The organism is Terrabacter terrae (assembly GCF_039529575.1).
Lineage (GTDB): Bacteria > Actinomycetota > Actinomycetes > Actinomycetales > Dermatophilaceae > Terrabacter > Terrabacter terrae.
Genome location: NZ_BAAANB010000021.1, coordinates 1,435,051 through 1,450,901, shown reverse-complemented (window position 1 = coordinate 1,450,901; position 15,851 = coordinate 1,435,051). Strand labels below are relative to the sequence as shown.

Annotated in this window: 16 protein-coding genes; 8 read left to right on the top strand and 8 right to left on the bottom strand. The window is 71.3% G+C overall.

Annotated elements, in window-relative coordinates; genetic code table 11:
* Window positions 1-69: 69 nt before the first annotated feature.
* Complete coding sequence (locus ABD194_RS17000) at window positions 70-792, top strand: hypothetical protein (RefSeq protein ID WP_343993525.1); 723 nt, start codon at window positions 70-72, stop codon at window positions 790-792.
* Here ABD194_RS17000 and ABD194_RS16995 read toward each other — a convergent pair.
* Genes ABD194_RS16995 through ABD194_RS16980 form a run of 4 tightly spaced genes read right to left on the bottom strand, consistent with a single transcriptional unit; the run spans window position 789 to window position 3,455 of the window.
* Window positions 789-1,490 (bottom strand): endonuclease/exonuclease/phosphatase family protein, encoded by a 702-nt coding sequence (locus ABD194_RS16995; protein ID WP_343993523.1) that lies wholly within the window; start codon window positions 1,488-1,490, stop codon window positions 789-791. The two genes, ABD194_RS17000 and ABD194_RS16995, sit on opposite strands and share 4 nt — an antisense overlap.
* A 50-nt stretch (window positions 1,491-1,540) precedes the next feature.
* Window positions 1,541-2,509 (bottom strand): ROK family glucokinase, encoded by a 969-nt coding sequence (locus ABD194_RS16990; protein WP_343993521.1) that lies wholly within the window; start codon window positions 2,507-2,509, stop codon window positions 1,541-1,543.
* Window positions 2,506-2,997: a hypothetical protein gene (locus ABD194_RS16985; protein WP_343993519.1), complete on the bottom strand. Its 492-nt coding sequence runs from the start codon at window positions 2,995-2,997 to the stop codon at window positions 2,506-2,508. The genes ABD194_RS16990 and ABD194_RS16985 overlap by 4 nt, the downstream gene beginning before the upstream one ends.
* A complete protein-coding gene (locus tag ABD194_RS16980) occupies window positions 2,994-3,455 on the bottom strand; it encodes an SRPBCC family protein (protein ID WP_343993517.1) in 462 nt (153 codons plus the stop codon). Before ABD194_RS16980 ends, ABD194_RS16985 begins: the two co-directional genes overlap by 4 nt.
* 210 nt (window positions 3,456-3,665) lie before the next feature.
* Here ABD194_RS16980 and ABD194_RS16975 point away from each other — a divergent pair, with 210 nt between their 5' ends.
* Window positions 3,666-5,456 carry an AMP-dependent synthetase/ligase gene (locus ABD194_RS16975; protein WP_343993515.1) on the top strand — a complete coding sequence of 597 codons (1,791 nt, stop codon included), beginning with the start codon at window positions 3,666-3,668 and terminating at the stop codon, window positions 5,454-5,456.
* A gap of 3 nt (window positions 5,457-5,459) precedes the next feature.
* Here ABD194_RS16975 and ABD194_RS16970 read toward each other — a convergent pair whose 3' ends face one another.
* Together ABD194_RS16970 and ABD194_RS16965 are read right to left on the bottom strand one after the other, a co-directional pair.
* Entirely contained in the window at window positions 5,460-6,707 is a 1,248-nt protein-coding gene (locus tag ABD194_RS16970) for a hypothetical protein (RefSeq protein WP_343993513.1), read from the bottom strand.
* Window positions 6,708-6,925: 218 nt separating this feature from the next.
* Window positions 6,926-7,225: a hypothetical protein gene (locus tag ABD194_RS16965; protein WP_343993511.1), complete on the bottom strand. Its 300-nt coding sequence runs from the start codon at window positions 7,223-7,225 to the stop codon at window positions 6,926-6,928.
* Between the two features lie 64 nt (window positions 7,226-7,289).
* Here ABD194_RS16965 and ABD194_RS16960 point away from each other — a divergent pair, with 64 nt between their 5' ends.
* Together ABD194_RS16960 and ABD194_RS16955 are read left to right on the top strand one after the other, a co-directional pair.
* Window positions 7,290-9,275 carry a DEDD exonuclease domain-containing protein gene (locus ABD194_RS16960; RefSeq protein WP_425579998.1) on the top strand — a complete coding sequence of 662 codons (1,986 nt, stop codon included), beginning with the start codon at window positions 7,290-7,292 and terminating at the stop codon, window positions 9,273-9,275.
* A 19-nt stretch (window positions 9,276-9,294) separates the two neighbouring features.
* Complete coding sequence (locus tag ABD194_RS16955; RefSeq protein ID WP_142186825.1) at window positions 9,295-9,579, top strand: Lrp/AsnC ligand binding domain-containing protein; 285 nt, start codon at window positions 9,295-9,297, stop codon at window positions 9,577-9,579.
* Window positions 9,580-9,588: 9 nt separating this feature from the next.
* Here the strand turns inward: ABD194_RS16955 and trpD are convergent, their stop codons facing one another.
* Complete coding sequence (gene trpD / locus ABD194_RS16950) at window positions 9,589-10,641, bottom strand: anthranilate phosphoribosyltransferase (RefSeq protein WP_343993504.1); 1,053 nt, start codon at window positions 10,639-10,641, stop codon at window positions 9,589-9,591.
* Window positions 10,642-10,643: 2 nt separating this feature from the next.
* Window positions 10,644-11,129, bottom strand: coding sequence for a response regulator transcription factor (locus ABD194_RS16945; RefSeq protein WP_343993502.1), 486 nt, complete (start codon window positions 11,127-11,129; stop codon window positions 10,644-10,646).
* A 244-nt stretch (window positions 11,130-11,373) separates the two neighbouring features.
* On the opposite strand from ABD194_RS16945, the gene ctaE reads away from it, so the two are divergent.
* From ctaE to qcrB, 4 genes are all read left to right on the top strand, one after another.
* The gene (gene ctaE, locus ABD194_RS16940) at window positions 11,374-12,036 is read left to right on the top strand and encodes an aa3-type cytochrome oxidase subunit III (RefSeq protein WP_343993500.1); all 663 of its coding nucleotides are present in this window, start codon (window positions 11,374-11,376) and stop codon (window positions 12,034-12,036) included.
* A gap of 61 nt (window positions 12,037-12,097) precedes the next feature.
* Window positions 12,098-12,907, top strand: a complete 810-nt coding sequence (qcrC, locus tag ABD194_RS16935) for a cytochrome bc1 complex diheme cytochrome c subunit (RefSeq protein WP_343993498.1) — start codon at window positions 12,098-12,100, stop codon at window positions 12,905-12,907.
* Window positions 12,908-12,956: 49 nt separating this feature from the next.
* Window positions 12,957-14,075, top strand: a complete 1,119-nt coding sequence (qcrA, locus tag ABD194_RS16930; protein WP_343993496.1) for a cytochrome bc1 complex Rieske iron-sulfur subunit — start codon at window positions 12,957-12,959, stop codon at window positions 14,073-14,075.
* Window positions 14,072-15,832 (top strand): cytochrome bc1 complex cytochrome b subunit, encoded by a 1,761-nt coding sequence (gene qcrB, locus ABD194_RS16925; protein WP_343993494.1) that lies wholly within the window; start codon window positions 14,072-14,074, stop codon window positions 15,830-15,832. Before qcrA ends, qcrB begins: the two co-directional genes overlap by 4 nt.
* Window positions 15,833-15,851: the final 19 nt, after the last annotated feature.

The window sequence follows — 15,851 nt, the reverse complement described above, 5'->3', positions numbered from 1 at the left end:
TCACTCGCGCGCAGCCAGCGCCGCATGCGAGGATCATCAGATCCAGTCGTTTCGCCTCAGGAGCCCGTCGTGAGTGATCGAGACCTCGACGCCGAGTTCGCCCGGATCATTGCCGGCTGGGACGACGAGGCGCCAGACCCGCAGCTGCGCCGGCCGCTCGAGCCGCAGCAGGCCGAACCGGATCCCGCCCGCCCGGAGACGGGCGACCCGTCCGGACTCACGGGCCCCAGCGACCCCACCGGCCAGGCGACTCCGCCCCTGCCGGACGAGGCCGCGCCGCGCCAGCCCGGTGCCGCCGACGACGCCGCCGACAACGACGGCCGGACGCCGCCTCCGAACGGGCAGCCTGCGTCCGCCACACCGGGACCGCCGGGCACACCGGCTCCCCCTGCCGCAGCGGCGTCCTCCGGGCTGTTGGAGCTGCCGATCGCGCCCACCACGCCGCACGTGTGGCGCGGCAGCACTGAGCCGCAGCACGACACCGGGGACGCCCGCACGACGACGGGCCGGACGACGGGCAACGGGGCGGACGGCGCCTCCGACGACGACGAGCACTTCGTCCCGCCGTCCGAGATCGACCTGCCCTCGGCCGAGAACGACCCGATGTTCTGGGCCATCGTGGGCGGCCTGGTCGGTGGCCCGCTCCTGCTGCTCTACCTCCTCTTCTTCGACCGCGACGGCAGCGGGTGGTGGTTGGTCACGGCCCTCGCGATGGTCGTGGTCGGCTTCGTCCTGCTGGTCCTGCGCGGCGGCACCGAGCGAGACCCGTTCGACGACGGCACCCGGCTCTAGTCCGGCGCTGGTCGGCTCTGCTCGGTGGGGGCCGAGGTCGGCGACACGTCCAGGTCGACCCACACCGGCCGGTGGTCCGATCCGGCCCGCAGGTCGCGCTCCTCGACAGTGACCGGGGCCGACGGCACCACCCGCAGGTCCCGCTCGGCGAAGACGGCGTCGAGCGGCGCGGTCGGGCGCTGCGCAGGGAACGTCGGCTGCCCGGCCGAGACGGCCGGGTAGCGCGCGGCGACGAGGTCGTACGCCGTGCCGCCCGGTCCCTCGTTGAGGTCACCCGCGACGACGGCGCGCTCCCCCAGGCTCTGCAGCACCACCGCTGCGTGGGCCGCCCGCTCGACCGCCCGGAGGCTCAGGTGGACGCTCACGACGGTGACGGGGGCGGCCCACGGTCCGCTGCCCGGCAGCGAGACGGTCGCGGCGGCATACCCCCTCGTGCGGTCGGGGAAGCGGACGGGCAGACGTCCGGTGGCCACGCCGTGGACGACGAGGCGTGGCGACGTGAGCACGGCGGTCCCGCCCGTGCCGAGCCGTCGCCGGTGCCAGACCATGCCGCAGGCTCGCGCGAACGGCGGCAGCCGAATCTCGGTCGTCAGTCTCCTGGGCACCTCCTGCAGGCAGAGGACGTCGGGGTCGACGGCCCGGACGTTGTGGATCGCTGCCGCCCGGTCGTCGCGCAGGTCGTGGAGGTTGTAGCTCATCACCCGCAACGTGTGCAGTGCTCGCGCTTCCCCCACCGCGCCGGTGTCCCTCAGCGGCCGGCGCGAGCCAGCTCGGCCGCGCCGATGAGGCCGGCGTCGCTGCCCAGGACGGCGCGCACGATCCGCGCCTCCGGGCGGTAGCCGCGCCCCGGGAGCTGGCGCCGGAAGGCCTCGCGTGCCGGTCCGATGAGCATCTCGTCGGCGGCACTGACGCCACCGCCGATGACGAACAGGCCGGGGTCGAAGGCGGAGGCGAGGTTGGCCAGGCCGATGCCGAGCCACTCGCCGATGTCGGCCAGCAGCTCGCGCGCCGTCGCGTCGCCCTCCCGGGCCGCCTCGGTGATGAACGGGCCGGTCAGCGCACCCGCGTCGCCGCCGAGTCGCGAGAGCAGGTCCGCGACCACTGGGGACCCGGCTTCGATCATCGCCCGGGCCTCCCGGACCAGCGCGTTGCCGCTTGCGTACTGCTCCCAGCAGCCGCGGTTGCCACACTCGCAGCGCACGCCTCCCGGCACGACCTGCATGTGGCCGAACTCGCCGGCGATGCCGTGGCGACCACGCTGCACCCGGCCGTCGATGATGAGCGCGCCACCGATGCCGGTGCCGAGCGTGATGACCACGACGTGCGACTCTCCGCGGGCCGCCCCGAACGTCGCCTCCGCCCAGGCGGCCGCGTTGGCGTCGTTGTCGACGCTGATGGGCAGGTCGATGCGCTGGGACAGGGCCTGTTGCAGCGGCTCGTTGCGCCACGACAGGTGCGGGGCGAAGACGACGGTCGCACGGTCCTCGGCGACGAAGCCGGCGGCGCCGATGCCGACCGCGACGACGTCACCGGGGTCGGCCCGGCACATCAGCTCCTCGACAGACTCCACGATGGTGTCCTCGACGACCGAGGGCGACGTGGACCGGTGCGGGGTGTCACGACGAGTGCGGTGCAGGATCGCCCCCGACTCGTCGACCACGCCACCGGCGACCTTGGTGCCCCCGATGTCGATGCCGATGGCGAGTCGCCTGCTCATGCCCTGCCTTCCGGTTCGGTGCCGTCGCTCTCGTCCTGCGGGGGCTGTCGTTCGCGCTGGGCGGTGGCGAGGTCGTGCAGGGCGGTGGCCGCGAAGGACACGAAGTCGGCCACCCGGTCGATGGTGTCGGGGTTGACCTGCTGCACGAACGCGATCAGCTGGCAGACCGGGCAGACCCGGCAGGCACTCGGCGTCGTTCCGCCGCAGGTGCACTCGCCGGCCCGCGCCTCGTTGCTCTGCAGAGGAGGCTCCTCATGGGGCCCCGACCCGCTGCCCGGATCGGCGGACCCGCCGGTGGCCGGGTCCCGGGGCGAACCCGGCATACCCGACGACGCCGGCCAGCCGCGCCGGGAGAGCAGCTCGACGAGCAGCGCCGCCTCCTCGGCGACGCTCGCCGGCGCAGGCGCGTCGGCTCCGCGCCCCGGCCCCGCCGTGTCGGACGGGTCGTCGTGCCGGGGGGCCTGCTCGGGACCGTCGGTGGGGCTCACGTGCGGTCGGAGGCCTCGACGCGCTTCTTCAGCTCTTTGAGGGCGGTGTCGACGATGACCTTCTCGGCACGGCGCTTGAGCAGCCCGATCATCGGAACCTTCACGTCGACCGCGAGCCGGTAGGTGACCTTCGTGCCGCCCCCGCCACCGTCGCCGGCCAGGGTGTAGGAGCCGTTCATCGCCTTGAGCACCTGCGCCGACACCAGGGACCAGGAGACGATGCCGGTGCCGTCCTCGACGACGTCCCACTCGTAGTCCAGGACGTAGGTGTCCTTGATGGCGCCGGCGTCGAGGGTGAACTGCACCTGGTCCGCCCAGCCGTCACCCTCCTCGGCCAGCACCTTGACGTCCTTCACCTCGCCGGCCCACTCGGGGTAGGCGTCGAAGTCCGCGATGACGTCGAGCACCTCACCGGGAGGGGCGTCGATGACGATGGAGGACTCCGTGCGATCGGCCATGCGCGGAAGGCTATCGCGTCGCCGGTGCGCCACACCGCTTGTGGTGCGGCCCGCCGCAGCGCGTTCGCTGCGTGCCAAGATGGGCACGACGGCAGCCGTGCGCCGACCCACCGGCCGAACCGGGGCCTCGGTGTGACCATGCTGACGTGGCCCATGCGGTTACCCGTCGGTATGGTGCAGCACAGTTCCCGCCCCCACCAGGAGTGACAGTTGAAGGACAACGTCGTCGCACCACTTGCCCCCGTCACCACCCGGGGAAGCCTCGCCGACCTGCCGGGTCGCAATGCGGCCGAGTCGCCGAGCGAGACGGCGTTCTCACGCAAGACGCCGTCGGGCGGCTGGACCCACCTCACGTGGACCCAGTTCGCGGACGACGTCGCCGCGGTCGCCAAGGGCCTCGTCGCCGAGGGCGTCCAGCAGGGCGACCGCGTCGCCCTGATGTCGCGCACCCGCTACGAATGGACGCTGCTCGACTTCGCCGCCTGGGCTGCCGGCGCCGTGGTGGTGCCGATCTACGAGACCTCGTCCGCGGAGCAGGTCCAGTGGATCCTCTCCGACTCGGACACCCAGCTGGCCGTGGTGGAGACGCCCTCCCACCTCGCCGTGGTCGACCAGGTCCGGGACGAGCTGCCGTCGCTGCGGCACGTCGTCACCATCGAGACCGGGGGGCTCGACGACCTGCGCGAGAAGGGCCGGGCGGTTCCCGACGCGGAGCTGGACTCTCGGTGCGCCGGCCTCGACCGGCGGTCCGTCGCCACGATCATCTACACGTCCGGCACGACCGGCCGCCCCAAGGGCTGCGAGCTGTCCCACGGCAACTTCCTCGACCTCGCCGAGAACGCCATCCAGAAGCTGGGACCGGTCGTGCTGACCGACAACGCCTCGACCCTGCTCTTCCTGCCCCTGGCCCACGTCTTCGCCCGGTTCATCGAGGTGCTGTGCGTGGCCGGCAAGGCGCGGATGGGCCACTCGGCCGACATCAAGAACCTCCTCGACGACTTTGCCGGCTTCCAGCCGACGTTCGTGCTGGCCGTGCCGCGCGTCTTCGAGAAGATCTTCAACTCCGCGGAGGCCAAGGCGTCCGCTGAGGGCAAGGGCAAGATCTTCCTGCGCGCCGCGACGGTGGCCATCGCCTACAGCGAGGCGCTCGACGCCGGCGGCCCCGGGATCCTGCTGCGCCTGCAGCACGCCCTCTTCGACCGGCTGGTCTACGGCAAGCTGCGTGCCGCCATGGGCGGTGCGGTGCGCTACGCCGTCTCCGGTGGTGCACCGCTCGGGACGCGACTCGGCCACTTCTACCGGGGCATCGGCGTCGTCATCCTCGAGGGCTACGGCCTGACGGAGACCACGGCCCCCGTCGCCGTCAACACTCCCGACAAGATCAAGATCGGGACGGTCGGGCCACCGCTGCCGGGCACGGGCATCCGGATCGCCGACGACGGCGAGGTCCTCCTCAAGGGCGTCGGCGTCTTCACGAGCTACCACGGCAAGCCGGACGCCACCGCCGAGGCGATCATCGACGGCTGGTTCCACACCGGTGACCTCGGCGAGATGGACGACGACGGCTACCTTCGGATCACCGGTCGCAAGAAGGAGATCCTCGTGACGGCGGGCGGGAAGAACGTCGCGCCGGCAGTCCTGGAGGACCGCCTACGCGCCCACCCACTCGTCTCCCAGTGCATCGTCGTCGGCGACCAGAAGCCGTTCGTCGGCGTCCTCGTCACGCTCGACGAGGAGATGTGGCCGCTGTGGGCCAAGACCCACGGGCTCGAGGGCGTGACGCTCGAGCAGGCCCGGAGCCACCCGAAGGTCCTCGAGGCGCTGCAGGAGGCGGTCGACCGGGCCAACGAGGCGGTGTCCAAGGCGGAGTCGATCCGCAAGTTCGCCGTACTTCCGGGCGACTTCACCGAGGCCAACGGCTACCTGACGCCGTCGCTGAAGCTCAAGCGCAACGTCGTCATGAAGGACTTCGGCGACGAGGTCGAGAAGCTCTACGCCTGACCGTCAGCGCAGCAGCTGCCGGATCCGGGCCTGCCACCTCGTGACCAGGTCAGGGCGGCTCGTGTGGACGACTACCCGCAGCGCCTCGTCCACCGCGGCCTCCGGGGCGTCGAGCCGGGCGGTCGGCACATCTAGCCCACCGGCCGCCTCGCGGTAGACGCGGACGACCGCCTGGGTGCCGTACGCGTCGGCCAGGGCGCGCAGCGCGAGGAGCGAGAGCCCGTATGCCGCCGAGAGGGAGCGGGTGCCTGGCTGGAAGTCGGTGTCGGCCGGGAGGGCCCGGGGCAGGCCGGTCGAGCGCACCTGCTCCAGCGCCGGGGCGACGATCGTCGCCTCGGGCAGGTCGACGGGCTCGTAGGCCACCAGCTCGGCGAAGCCCTCCGACAGCCAGACCGGCACGGCGCGGGTGGTCGAGGCCCGGACGGTGACGTGCGTCAGCTCGTGCGTCATGACGACATCGCGTCCCGCGGGAGTCAGCGAGGTCCACGCGCCGGGCACCAGGACGATGCGGTCCGCGCCGGCAGTCCGACCGGGCGTGAGGGGCCCGTCGGTCGCCGCGGCCACTCCGTGCAGCCCGTCGCCCGTGCGACCCAGCAGCTGGGCGGCGTCCGCGTCGGTCGCCGGTGCGATCCAGACGGCCGGCCGGGCGACCCCCCAGACCGCGGCAACGCGCACAGCGGCGGTCTGCGCGCGACGTACGACCTCGTCGACCCGGTCGAGCCGGTTGGGCCCGCCCACGACCAGGACGAGCGAGGATGGGGTCCGACGCACGACCAGCCCCTCGAGATCCCACGGTTGAGGACGACCGGACCACCGCGACCCGGTGAGCAGGAGGCGACGCGCAGCAGCAGGGTCAGCCTTGAAGGTCAGGTCGAGGTCGAAGGCTCGCGGCGCCGAGTCGTATCCCTCGAGGCTGTAGGTCAGGCTGACCCTCTCGTCCCACACGACGGCCTCACCACTCGTGGCAGGCACCGGTGCAGCGGTCTCTCTGAGGGCCGTCACGTGGAAGTGCCCGGCCCCCATGCGGGTCATGCGGTCGAACACCGCAGACTGTGCGGCACGCAAGGAGGCGTCGGACGTGCCTCCGAGGTGCGCGAGCCAGGCGGCGCGATCACCCCGCCCCACGGCGGCGTAACGGTCCTCGACGAGGGCTTCGGCGGCACTCTGGCGGGCGGCAGCCCACTGCTCGGGGGCCAGCTCGGCGCCTGCTACGGCGTCGGACGTGCCGCGGGTCGGGGTGGCGCCCTGCACCTGCGGGGCCTTGGGACGTGAGCTTCCGACTCCGGTCGAAGAGGGCGGCTCTGCGGCTGTACAGGCCGTGAGTGCCAGGACGATCGTCGCGGCGGTGAGTACCCGCCGGGTCGCCGCCCCACGTCTCATGCTGCGCACCGCGTCATGGTGTCACGTGGCCTCGTGCCCCGTGCCCCGTGCCTTGACGCTGGGCACACTGGCTTGCTGACCTGGCGCCGTCACACGGCGCGGCGGGCCCGCTGGCGGGTGGCAGGTGCAGCTGGGGCGAGCTCGGCCCGCGCCGCGTTGGCCGTGGCGGTGGTGACGAGCCCTGCGGCGAGGAGCGCGGAGACCGCTCGGCGCTCGGCACGGTCGAGAGGTGCGGTCACGGTCCCAAGCCCGGAAGCGTCGCCCCGGGGTTGGTCGGGACCGGGCACCTCGGCACCCGGCCGCAGCGGAATCGCCGTCAGCGCGGTGACCATGCAGTCCGCGCAGTGGACGTCCCGCACGGGGCAGGTCTGGCAGTCGACGAGCATCATCCTGGTCCACCTTTCGTCACTCCTTGCGATCTGTCGGGAATGACGCTAGGTCGCCCCACCGACAGTGCCCCGCCCCGCCCACCTCCAGCCGCGGGGAACCAGCCGAGGTGCGGGAGGGCTCGCTGGGAGCGGGCATGGTGTCGGGAGGGCGGGAGGGCGTCGGCCGGTCGGAGGCGACGAGGAGGGCTCGCGCGGCACCGGCTGCACCGGCGGCCGCGGCCGCGGCCGCGCCTCCGACCCGATGTCGGCGGCCCGGCATACGGTCCACGTCATGCAAGCGATCCAGGCCTCGTTCGACGACCTCGGCACTCCCCTTGCCGGCGTCACGTTCGTCGTCGTGGACCTCGAGACGACCGGAGGCACGCCGGCCCGCTGCGGCATCACCGAGATCGGCGCCGTGAAGGTCCGCGCCGGCGAGGTGATCGGCGAGTTCCAGACTCTCGTCAACCCCTCCGAGCCGATCCCCGCCTTCATCTCCGTGCTCACCGGCATCACCGACGCCATGGTCCGAGACGCCCCGCGCATCGAGAGCGCCCTGCCCGCCTTCCTCGAGTTCGCCGCCGGCAGCGTGCTGGTGGCCCACAACGCCGGCTTCGACATCGGCTTCCTCAAGGCCGCGGCCTCCCGTGTGGGAGCGCCGTGGCCGGGCTTTCCCGTTCTCGACACCCTCCAGCTCGCACGCCAGCTCGTGGCTCGCGACGAGTCGCCCAACCACCGGCTGTCCTCGCTCGCCCAGGTCTTCGGCTCGCCGACCACGCCTGACCACCGTGCGCTCCACGACGCCCGGGCGACGGTTGACGTGCTCCACGGACTCATCGAGCGTGTCGGCAACCTGGGCGTCCACACCTTCGAGGAGCTCTCGAGCTACAGCTCACGTGTGACACCGTCCCAGCGGCGCAAGCGTTTCCTCGCCGACCCGTTGCCGAGCGCGCCCGGCGTCTACCTGTTCAAGGACGGCAGCGACCGGGTCCTCTACGTCGGCACCAGCCGCGACATCCGCACCCGGGTGCGCACCTACTTCACCGCGTCGGAGCAGCGCAGCAGGATGGCCGAGATGGTGCGGCTGGCCCACGTCGTGCACCCGATCGTGTGCCAGACCCCACTCGAAGCGCAGGTCCGGGAGCTGCGCCTCATCGACGAGCACAAGCCACGCTTCAACCGCCGCTCGAAGCACGGACGAGCCGGCGTGTGGGTGAGGTTGACGCAGGAGCGCTTCCCGCGGCTCTCGATCGTCAAGAAGGTCAGCGACGACGGGGCCCACCACATCGGTCCCTTCCGGTCCCGCGCCACCGCCCAGGCCGCCGTCGACGCCGTCCACGAGGTCGTGCCCCTGCGCCAGTGCACCGGGCGGGTCACCGGCCGCGGCACGGCCTGCGCCCTCGCGGACATGGGGCGCTGCGGCGCCCCGTGCACCGGCGCGCAGACCGAGGGCGACTACGCGGTGGTCGTCGACGACTGCCGGGCCATCTTCTCCGGTGACGCCCGGCCGACAGCCCAGATGCTGCACGCCCGCCTGGAGGAGCTGGCGTCCCAGGAACGCTTCGAGGACGCCGCACGGGTGCGCGACCGCTTCCTCCAGCTCGTGCGTGGCGCCGCCCGTGCCCAGCGCCTGGCCCCCCTGGTCCGGTCGCCGGAGATCGTCGCCGCCCGCCGCAGCGACCTGGGTGGGTGGGAGCTCGTGTCCATCCGTCACGGCCGGCTCGCCGGCACCGTCGTCAGCCCGCGTGGCGCCGACCCCATGCCCTACGTCCACTCGATGCAGGCCACTGCCGAGGCCGTGCCGCCACCGACGCCGGGGCGCCCGGCTGCGCTGACCGAGGAGACCGAGATCCTGCTCCGCTGGCTCGAGTCCCCCGGGGTGCGCATCGTCGAGCTGGACGGGTCCTGGACCTGCCCCGTCGGTGGTGCCGGCCTCGTCCGCAGCCAGCTCGAGCCGGCCGTCGCGTCGGCGCACGAGGTCATCGGCTTCGACAACGACGCCCCTGCGGCAACGGCAGGCTCACGGAGCCGGCCCGGCCGTTCCGGCGTCGGCCTGCGCCGCGCCGGCTAGCCCCGGCTAGGGTGTCCTCGTGATCACCGCCATCGTCATGATCAGCTGCGAGGTCGACCGCATCCCCGAGGTGGCCGAGGCCGTTGCCGACATCCCCGCCGTCTCGGAGGTCTACTCGGTGACCGGTGACGCCGACCTCATCGCCATGGTGCGGGTCAAGGCCCACGAGGAGTTCGCCGACGTCATCGCGGACCGGCTCAACAAGGTGCAGGGCATCGTCGGCACGTCGACGCACATCGCCTTCCGCACCTACTCGTCCCACGACCTCGAGGCGGCCTTCAGCCTCGGCCTCGAGGGCGACTAGCCAGCACGATCAGCGACGGGTCGCGGCTACCCAGCGCTCGACGACGCCGGCCGCTGCCCCGCTGTCGATGGCCGCCGATGCGAGAGCCATACCGGTCCGCAGGTCAGCGTCGAAGTCGGCCTGTGAGGGCCCCGAGTCGGCTCGCGTGAGAGCCAGGGCGATCCCGGCGTTGAGCAGCACGGCGTCGCGCACCGCACCTTGAGCGCCCGCGAAGACCTCACGGACGACGCTCGCGTTGTGGACCGCGTCGCCGCCCCGGAGGTCCTCCACCGGGTGCAGCGAGAGGCCGAGCCGGGTCGGGTCGAGCGACCTCTCCGTCACCACGCCACCTCGCACCCACCACACATGGGTCGTCGTCGAGACCGTCACCTCGTCCAGGCCGTCGTCGCCCCGGAAGACGGCTGCGTCCTTGCCCCGGTGGGCGAAGACCCCGGCCAGCAGCGGCGCCATGCGTGCGTCGGCACAGCCCACAGCGGCATACGTCGGCTGCGCGGGGTTGGTGAGCGGGCCCAGGAAGTTGAAGGCGGTCCCGATGCCGAGGTCGCGACGGGGCACGGCCGTGTGCCGGAACGAGGGGTGGAAGGTCTGCGCGAAGCAGAAGGTGATGCCCGCCTCGGATGCCACCTCGACCACCCGCTCGGGCGGGAGGGACAGGTCGACGCCGAGGGCCTCGAGCACGTCGGCGGAGCCTGAGGAAGACGACGCGGCCCGGTTGCCGTGCTTGACCAGGCGAACCCCTGCCGCGGCGGCCACCATCGACGACATGGTGGAGATGTTCACCGTGTGGGCCCGGTCGCCGCCGGTTCCCACGATGTCGAGACTCGGGCCGGGCACCTCGATGCGGCGCGCGTGCGCGAGCATCTGCTCGGCCAGGCCGCGCATCTCCTCGATGCTCTCCCCTTTGGCGCGCAGGCCCACGAGGAAGCCGGCGACCTGCGAGGGGGTCGCCTCTCCACTCATGATCTGGGCCATGGCCCACTCCGCCGTGGCGCGGTCGAGGTCTCGGCCGGCGATCAGCGCACTGAGGACAGCAGGCCAGGTCGGCGTCGCGTCCGGCCCCATGCTCAGGCGGTGGGCACGCCCGGGCGCGCGAGCGTCGCCACGGCCGACGTGAGCGCGATCGGGTCGAGCGGGTGCGGGACGGCGAGGTCGGCCTGGGACCAGGCAGCGAGCCAGCTGTCCTGCGGGCGGCCGGTCAGCACGATGATGGACGGGCACTCGAAGATCTCGTTCTTCAGCTGCCGGGCGAGGCCGAGGCCACCGACCTTGGCCGCCTCGCCGTCGAGGACCAGGATGTCGAAGTGGTCGCTCTCGACGGAGCTGATGACGGCGTCCGCCGTCGCGCACTCGTGCCAGCGAACCACCTCCACGTCACGAGCGGGGCGACGGCCCACGGCCGCGCGCACGGCGTCCCGCGTGGTGATGTCGTCGCTGTAGAGCAGCACGCTGACCTGGGCCACCGGGCGACGCGACTCGGAGGAGTCGGTCGTACCGGTCGTCGCGACGGTCGTGGACATGCCCGGTGCTGCGCTGTCGTTCGAGGCGGTCATGCGCCAGATGCTACCGGGCTGCCCCACCACCCCTTCACACACCTCGCCCCACCGTCCGGGTGGCCGTTTCCGCCCGCGCCCCAGGGGCGGTGACCCGGCGGGAGGAACGTGGGAGGGTGGAGGTGGACGGCCTCGGCACGGCTGTTCAGGGTTCATGTCGAAACGGTCACGAACTCTCTACACCTGCGCGAGATGTCGCTTCCCCGGGGGGCCCCTCGCATAGCCGGACCGGAATGTGGGAATAATGTCCAACGTGGCGACAGCATCGGCAGTTCCTTCAAGCACAGTGGCGAACACGGCCCATCACGGGCCCGCGACCCGCCCCAACATGGTTGCCGTCGGCACCATCGTGTGGCTCTCCAGCGAGCTCATGTTCTTCGCGGGTCTCTTCGCCGTGTACTTCCAGCTGCGGTCGGTTCGCGGCGACCTGTGGGCCACCCACACCGAGAAGCTGAACGTGACGTTCGCGAGCATCAACACGCTCGTGCTCGTCATCTCGTCGGTGTGGTGCCAGCTCGGCGTCTGGAAGGCCGAGCGCGGCCAGAAGGCGCGCACCGGTCGGCTCTTCGACCTCAAGGGCTGGGGCATGCGCGAGTGGTACGTCGTGACGTACCTCTTCGGCGCCTTCTTCATCGCCGGCCAGGTCATGGAGTACTCCGAGCTCACCCGCGACAACATCACCCTCAGCTCCGACGCCTACGGCTCGATCTTCTACATGGCGACCGGCTTCCACGGCCTGCACGTGACCGGCGGGCTCATCGCGTTCCTGCTGATCATCGCGCGCACCTTCACGACGCGCCGCTACACGCACGCCAACGCCACCGGCGCGGTCGTGACCTCCTACTACTGGCACTTCGTCGACGTCGTGTGGATCGCCCTGTTCGCGACCATCTACATCCTGCGCTGATCGGGCGCATGAGCACGCAGACGAGCCCCATCCCCACCTCCATGGACGACAGGAACCAACAGTGAACGCCTTGGCCGCCCGACGCCGACACCCCGCCGCGATCGCGGTGCTGCTGCTGCTCGGCCTGCTCGTGACCGGCGGCGCCTACTCCTTCCTCGCCCCGAAGGACGCCAAGGCCGCTGCACCCACCGCTGCGGCCGACGCCGTCGCGCAGGGCAAGGACCTCTTCGTGGCCAACTGCGCCACCTGCCACGGCGTGCAGGCGCAGGGCACGAAGTCCGGCCCCTCCCTCGTCGGGGTCGGCGCCGCCTCGGTGGACTTCCAGGTCGGCACCGGACGTATGCCGCTGCCGGGCCCGAACGTCCAGGCACCCAAGAACAAGGTCAAGTTCAACGACGAGCAGATCGCCGCGCTGGCCGCCTACGTCGCCCAGCTCGGCCCCGGCCCGTCGGTCCCCGACTCCAAGTACACGACGGTGCTGCAGCCGGGCACCGCGGAGAACAACAAGGCCATCGCCGAGGGCGGCGAGATCTTCCGCGTCAACTGCGCCATGTGCCACAACTTCGCCGGTGCCGGTGGCGCCCTGACCCGTGGCAAGTACGCCCCGTCGCTGCAGGAGACCTCGCCCAAGCACATCTACGAAGCCATGGTGACGGGACCGCAGTCGATGCCCGTCTTCAACGACATGAACCTCTCGCCCGAGGCGAAGCAGAAGGTCATCTCCTACCTCAAGGCGCAGGAGGCCGAGACCAACGTCGGCGGCCTCACGCTGGGCAACCTGGGCCCGGTCTCCGAGGGTCTTTTCGCATGGGTGTTCGGTCTGGGCATCCTCATCGGCTGCGCCGTCTGGCTCGGCAAGAAGGCCGCATGAACACGCGCTGCCAGGGCCCGCTCACGAACGACGACAGGACCACGATCCGATGAACGACCACGAGACCACGGAACCCGGCCAGACCGGTCACGGTGCGGCCCTCGTCCCCGCGGCCGCCGACGGCCAGGAGACCCTTCCGGCGTCGCTGGTGACCGACCCCGACCACTTCGCGAACCCCGGGCTGCCCCCGCACGTCCACCGTGCCGCCGACGACAACCCGGCCGCCGCCAGGCGAGCGGAGCGCCAGGTCGCCACGATGTTCGGCCTCTCGATGCTCTTCACGCTCGTGTTCCTCGTGAGCTACTTCGCGATCCCCGACGAGGCGACCTTCTTCCTTCCCGGCATCGGCCGGGCCAAGACCCAGAACGTCGTGCTCGGGCTCTCCCTCGGGTTCGCCATCTTCCTCATCGGCATCGGCGCGGTGCACTGGGCCAAGACGCTGATGTCCGACGTGGAGATGGTCGAGGAGCGCCACGCGCAGGCCTCGACGCTGGAGCAGCGCGCCAAGGCGGTCGCCACGGTCAACGAGGGTGTCGCGTCCACCCAGGTGAACCGGCGTCCCCTGATCAAGTACTCCCTCGGCGGCGCCCTGGGCCTCTTCGCCCTCCCCCTCGGCCTGCAGGTCGCAGGCTCGCTCGGCCCCGTGAACGTCGAGGAGCTCAAGCACACGATCTGGGACCCCAAGGACAACGGCGGCAAGCCGATCCGCCTCATGCGCGACCCTGAGATGACGCCCATCCGCCTCGACGAGGTGACCAACGGATCCGTCTTCCACGTCATGCCGGAGACCCTGCAGAAGTACCTCGACGAGGGCAAGGGCGTCCTGGAGGCCAAGGCCAAGGCCGCCGTCATCCTGATGCGCCTGGACCCCGACCTCATCACGGTGCCGAAGGCCAGGGACTGGGGCGTCGACGGCGTCCTCGCCTACTCCAAGATCTGCACGCACGTCGGCTGTGCGGTCGGCCTCTACGAGCAGCAGACGCACCACCTGCTGTGCCCCTGCCACCAGTCGACCTTCGACGTCACTCAGGACTGCAAGGTCATCTTCGGCCCGGCCCGGCGGCCGCTGCCGCAACTCAAGATCACCGTCGACGACGCGGGCTACCTCGTCGCCCCCCAGGGCTTCATGGAGCCCGTGGGACCGAGCTTCTGGGAGCGTGCCCGATGAGCACCATTCACGAGTCCCGTCCCGCCGACGCCCTGCGCGCCGGCGACCGGCAGGCGGACGAACGAGCCTCCGCCCAGAAGCCACTCGGTGGCATCGCCGGGTGGATGGACGACCGCCTGGGTGCCGCCAAGGGCGTCTCCTTCCTGGCCAAGAAGGTCTTCCCCGACCACTGGTCCTTCATGCTCGGCGAGATCGCGATGTACTCGATGATCATCTGCCTGCTCACCGGTGCGTTCCTGACGTTCTGGTTCGTCCCGAGCGCCAGCCCGGTCGTCTACGACGGGTCCTACGTCCCGCTCCAGGGCGTGACGATGTCCGACGCCTACCGCTCCACCCTCGGGATCTCCTTCGACATCCGCGGTGGACTGCTGATCCGCCAGATCCACCACTGGGCCGCACTGGTCTTCATCGTCTCCGTGTTCGTGCACATGGCCCGCGTCTTCTTCACCGGCGCGTTCCGCAAGCCGCGTGAGATCAACTGGGTGTTCGGCACCATCCTGTCGATGCTCGCCTGCATCGAGGGCTTCGCGGGCTACTCGCTGCCCGACGACCTGCTGTCGGGCACGGGCATCCGCGCCATGAACGGCTTCGTCCAGTCCGTGCCGGTCATCGGTTCGTACATGGCCTACTTCATCTTCGGCGGCGCGTTCCCGGGCGAGGCGATCATCCCGCGCCTCTACTCCGCGCACGTCCTGCTGATCCCGGCGATCCTCGTCGGACTCTTCACGGCGCACATCCTGCTCGTCTTCGTGCACAAGCACACCCAGTTCCCCGGGCCGGGCCGCACCAACAGCAACGTCGTGGGCTACCCGCTGCTGCCGGTCTACATCGCCAAGGCCGGAGGCTTCTTCTTCATCGTCTTCGGCGTCATCGCCCTGATCTCGGCAGTCGTCACGATCAACCCGATCTGGGCCTACGGTCCCTACGACCCCTCCGCGATCACCGCCGGGTCGCAGCCCGACTGGTACATGGGCTTCGCCGATGGCGCGCTGCGCCTGCTGCCGGGTTGGCTCGAGTTCGAGACGTTCGGCTTCACGTGGAGCATGAACATCTTCCCCGGCTCGATCCTGCTGCTGCCGATCATGTGGGGCATCATCGGCGCCTACCCGTTCGTCGAGGCGTGGGTCACGGGTGACAAGCGCGAGCACCACCTGCTCGACCGCCCGCGCAACGCCCCCACGCGCACTGCGATCGGCGTCGCCGGCATCTCCATGTACCTCGTGCTCTTCATGGCGGCGGGCAACGACCTGATGGCGATCAAGCTGCACCTGTCGATCAACGACATCACCCAGGTGCTGCGCCTGCTGTTCTTCGTCGCCCCGGTCGTCACGTTCTGGATCACCAAGCGGATCTGCCTCAGCCTTCAGCGCGCCGACCGCCAGAAGGTCCTGCACGGTCGCGAGACCGGCACGATCTGGCGCTACGCCGACGGCCGGTTCGAGGAGATCCACGCGCCGCTCACCCCGGAGGAGCGCTGGCCCCTCGTCCAGCACGAGTCGCTCGCTCCCCTGCAGCTGTCCGCGACCAAGGACGCCAACGGGGTGGACAACCCGGTCAGCCGCAAGCAGCGGCGCCGTGCGCGGTTGTCGCACTTCTACTTCAACGACCGCGTGGCTCCCCCGACGCCGGCGGAGCTCGAGGCCGAGCACCACGCCCACGAGCACGTGGCTGCTCCCACCGGGGAGCACGAGGCGATCGAGGCGGCAGGTGCCGGGCAGGAGCGCGAGACGATCAAGGCTGACAGGCACCGCGGCTGAGGCGCGGTCCAGCGGCACC